The sequence below is a fragment of the Paracraurococcus ruber genome (genome assembly GCF_004353985.1).
Classification (GTDB): Bacteria; Pseudomonadota; Alphaproteobacteria; order Acetobacterales; family Acetobacteraceae; genus Paracraurococcus; species Paracraurococcus ruber.
On sequence record NZ_SMOA01000396.1, the window covers coordinates 1 to 3727 of the forward strand.

Here is a 3727-nt window from a genome sequence, read left to right on the forward strand (position 1 = left end):
CGTGCCGGAGAGTAGCTGGTCCAGCAACTCATCGGCGATATGTGGCGCTTTCCTTCGAGCCATGGGGGAGGTCCTTCCTTTCCCTCATGACCGGCAACACACGAAAATGCCGACAGTCCCGGGGGCGCCGCCCACCAGTCCTCATCGTGTGACCCGGGCGGAACGCGAGTGGACCATCGCCGCTGCGCCTCCTCCTGCGCCGCTTTGTGACCCGGCGATCGATACCTTCTCCGGCGCAGGACGTCGGTAGCCAAGCGACGAGTGCGGCCTGACCCGGTTGTGGTGTTGGCGCCATTCCTCGATGAGTACCGGGGCTTCCCGGAGCGTGTCGAACACCTCGCCGTCCGGCAGCGCGTCGCGCAGCTTGCCGTTGAAGGATTCGCCGTGCCCGGGCTCGCCTTCTCGATGGAGGCCGTCCTGGCGCCGACGCCGGTGATCCAGGCCTTCGCCGCCGCGGCGATGAACTCCGGCCCGTGGTCCGAGCGGTTGTGCGTTGGCGTCCCGTGCGCCAGGAATAGGTCGACCAGCGCGTCGATCACATCCGACGACCTGTGCTTGCGTGCGACCCGGATCGCCAGTGCCTCGTGCATGAACGCGTCGACCACGCAGAGCATCCGGACCCTGCGGCCGTCGCGGGTCCGGTCCGCGACGAAGTCGTGGGCCCAGATATGGTTCGCCCGCTCGGGTTGAAGCCGGATGCACGAGCTGTCCGCCAGCCACAGCCCGCCGCGCTTCGGCTGCCGCCGCGGCACCGTCAGCCCCTCGCGCCGCCAGATCCGCTCCACCCGCTTGCGGTTCACCGACCAGACCGCATCCCGCCGCAGCGCCGTGATCCGCCAGTAGCCATACCGGCCGTAGCGCTTCGCCAGCGCGACGGTGTCCGCCTTCAGCCTGGCTTCGTCATCCGCCCTGCGCGGCGGCTTCCTTGAGGATGACCTTCTCCAGCGTCAGGTCCGACACCGCCTCCCGCAACCGCGCGTTCTCTCGCTCGAGCGCCTTCAGGCGTTTCACCTGGTCGAGCTTCAGCCTGCCGAACTCTGTCCGCCAGCGGTCGTACGTTGGCTCCGTCACGCCGATCGACCGCACCGCCTCCGCCACCGACTTGCCCTGGCCCACGATGACCTCGACCTGCCGCAGCCTGGCGACAATCTCCTCCGGCGTATGCGCCTTCTTTCGCGCCATCCCAGGTCCTCCGCAGCCGCCGGACTACCTTGTTGGCGGACTGCTTCTACGGAGGCAGTTCGCTGGGCCGCTCTGAGCCGCGCGTCACTCGCGCGGCTGCAGAAAGCACTCTCGGGCGCCCACCCACCTCAACCCCCCCTCCCCCCCCCCAGGCTCCCTAATGCGGTCCCGAGTGTAACCTGAGTAATTATGTTGCGTTAGAGTTCAGGAAACAAAAAGAGTTCTGAATATCTAAGGCTCTGATACTTTACACCCACGCGCGATAACGGAAAGCGGCGCGTTGGATTCAGTAACTTAACTTTTGGCATGGGTATTGCTCTGTTTGGATTGGCCGCACAGGCGGCCGAATTTGGATCCGGAAAGCACACCATGCAAACGATAGTCAAAGGTTTTGTCGCCGGGCTGGTTGCAGCCCTCATCGGCTGGAGTGCGCCGTCCGAGGCGGCGAATTTCTCTTTCACGGGCAATCTGGCGAACCCCGGCCAGGTGCTGCTCTTCAACTTCAATGTCGGGGCGCCGTCTGACGTCACGCTCGTGACCTATTCTTACTCCGGTGGCACCAACGCTGCGGGTACGATGATTCCGCAGGGCGGCTTCGATCCGATCCTCGCGCTGTTCAGTTCTTCCGGTGCCCTCATCGGGCAGAACGACGATGGCGGCGGCAACGTGCCGGCGGACGCTGTCACCGGGCAGCACTACGATACCTTCCTGTTCCTGCCTGCCCTCGCCGCCGGAAGCTATTCCGTGTCGGTTTCGGTCTTTCCGAACTTCGCAAACGGGCCGAACCTGTCGAACGGCTTCCAGGGAGCTACCACCTTCACCGACGTGACTGGTGATCCGCGGACCAGCAACTGGGCGTTCGACATCCTGAACGTGAACTCAGCGGTTCTGCAGGGTGTGCCCGAACCGGCGTCTCTTGCCTTGCTGGGCGCTGGCCTGCTCGGCCTCGGCTTGGTTCGCCGCGGGCGCAAGCAGGACGCTGCATAATCGTCATCCCGCCTGTCGGGTCTTCTGCAGGGGCAGCCTCGCTGGGGCTGCCCCTTTTCTCTACTACGAGAATTGCCACGCCTCCCGCCGGGGCGCGTCGTCCATCTCGGAGCCGGCCGCCAAGCGTTCAATCCAGCCGTGATCTTCGAGGATGGGGGACCACGCGGTCCCTCGATACCCGCGCCGCCCCGGATCGCCGGTGGCCGGAGGTCGGCTGCCACTGCCGCTGCGCCACCCTCTGCCCTGGCCGCACCTGTCCGCCGCTTCGGCCCGCGGGCCAGGGCGTCGGCCAAGGTGGCGAGGATGCGGTGCGAGCGCCTCGGCGGCGCGCGGCGGTGCGGCCATGCCGGCGCCGCCGCGCCGTCACCCGCCGGCCAGCGCCGCGTCTTCGCCGGGGCGACGGTTCGCGGTCATGACGCGCTTGCCTCGCCGCGTCTGGGCCTCGGCGCTGATGCCCGCCCGCGCGCGCCGGTCGCGGCATGCCGTCTCCGCCGGTCGGATGATCCAGCCCGGCCAGGCTGCGCGTCAGGCGGCGAACCGCTCCGGCAATCGCGCCAGCAGATGGTCCAGCGCCTCCGCCTGCTCGGCCTCCTGCGCGAAGGCCAGCGCCATGCCCTCCGGCCGCGTGCCGACCACTCGGCAGGCGATCGGCGGCGCCCCCGCCAGGTGCAGGCGCACCTCGACGGTCCCGGCGGGCAGGGCGCCGGCGAACAGCGCGCCGGTGCGCGAAATCTCCGTCACCCGGCCTTCCACCGACCCGGTCGGCGCATCCAGCCGAGCCGGTTGCAGCGCCGGCGGCAGGGGGAAGCGCGGCGCGGCGCGGCGTTCCAACTCGGCGATCCGGCTGCGCATCAGGCCGGTGATCCGGTTGCCCAGGCCAGCCATCATACCCGTCATCTCCTCCATCCCGCCGAGCAGCGCCTCGGCCTGCCCGGCACTCGCCTCCGCCTCCGTCGCCACCGTCTCCACCTGCCCGGCAACCCGGCCCGAGGCCGCAGTGGCGCTGTCCACGGCCTCGGCGATCGCCTTCGCCGTCGTGGTCTGCGCGGCGACCGCCGCATCGACCGCCTCCGCCACCGCGTCGATCCGCCCGACCGCTTCGGTGATGCCGTGCAGCACCCCGGTCGCCTCCCGCGCGGCGCCGTCCAGCGCGGCGACGCGGGCGGCGATCTGCTCGGTGCAGCGGGCGGTCTGCCCGGCCAGCGCCTTCACCTCGGTCGCCACCACCGCGAAGCCCTTGCCGGCCTCGCCCGCCCGCGCCGCCTCGATCGTGGCGTTCAGCGCCAGCAGGTTGGTGCGGGCGGCGATGTCGGCGATCAGGCGCGACACCCCGCCGATCTCGGCCATGCTGGCGGTCAGACCCTCGAACACGGCGCGGCCGCGCTCCGTCAGGTCGACCGCGGCGCGCGTCGCCTGGCCGGCCGCGGTCATCTGCGTCGCCACCTCGTCCACCGCGCCCACCAGCGCACCGGCGGAGGCGGCGACCTGCCCGGCGACCTCCCGCCCCTCGGTGGCATGGCGCGCCGCGTCGCCGGCCGCGGCCGCCGCGCGGCCGGCC

General features: G+C 70.0%; 2 protein-coding genes and 1 pseudogene. 1 reads left to right on the forward strand and 2 read right to left on the reverse strand.

Going from position 1 to position 3727, the window contains the following annotated elements; all coding sequences use genetic code 11:
- Positions 1-141: 141 nt before the first annotated feature.
- Positions 142-1182: pseudogene (locus E2C05_RS29675) on the reverse strand (IS3 family transposase).
- Between the two features lie 306 nt (positions 1183-1488).
- Here E2C05_RS29675 and E2C05_RS29680 point away from each other — a divergent pair.
- Entirely contained in the window at positions 1489-2169 is a 681-nt protein-coding gene (locus E2C05_RS29680; RefSeq protein ID WP_133223223.1) for a DVUA0089 family protein, read from the forward strand.
- Between the two features lie 525 nt (positions 2170-2694).
- Here the strand turns inward: E2C05_RS29680 and E2C05_RS29685 are convergent.
- The coding region (locus E2C05_RS29685; RefSeq protein ID WP_240046949.1) for a methyl-accepting chemotaxis protein at positions 2695-3727 on the reverse strand (1033 nt) is incomplete at its 5' end.

Coding starts and splice junctions, on each gene's coding strand:
- E2C05_RS29680 (WP_133223223.1), top strand. CDS start 1,489: ATGGGTATTGCTCTGTTTGGATTGGCCGCACAGGCGGCCGAATTTGGA.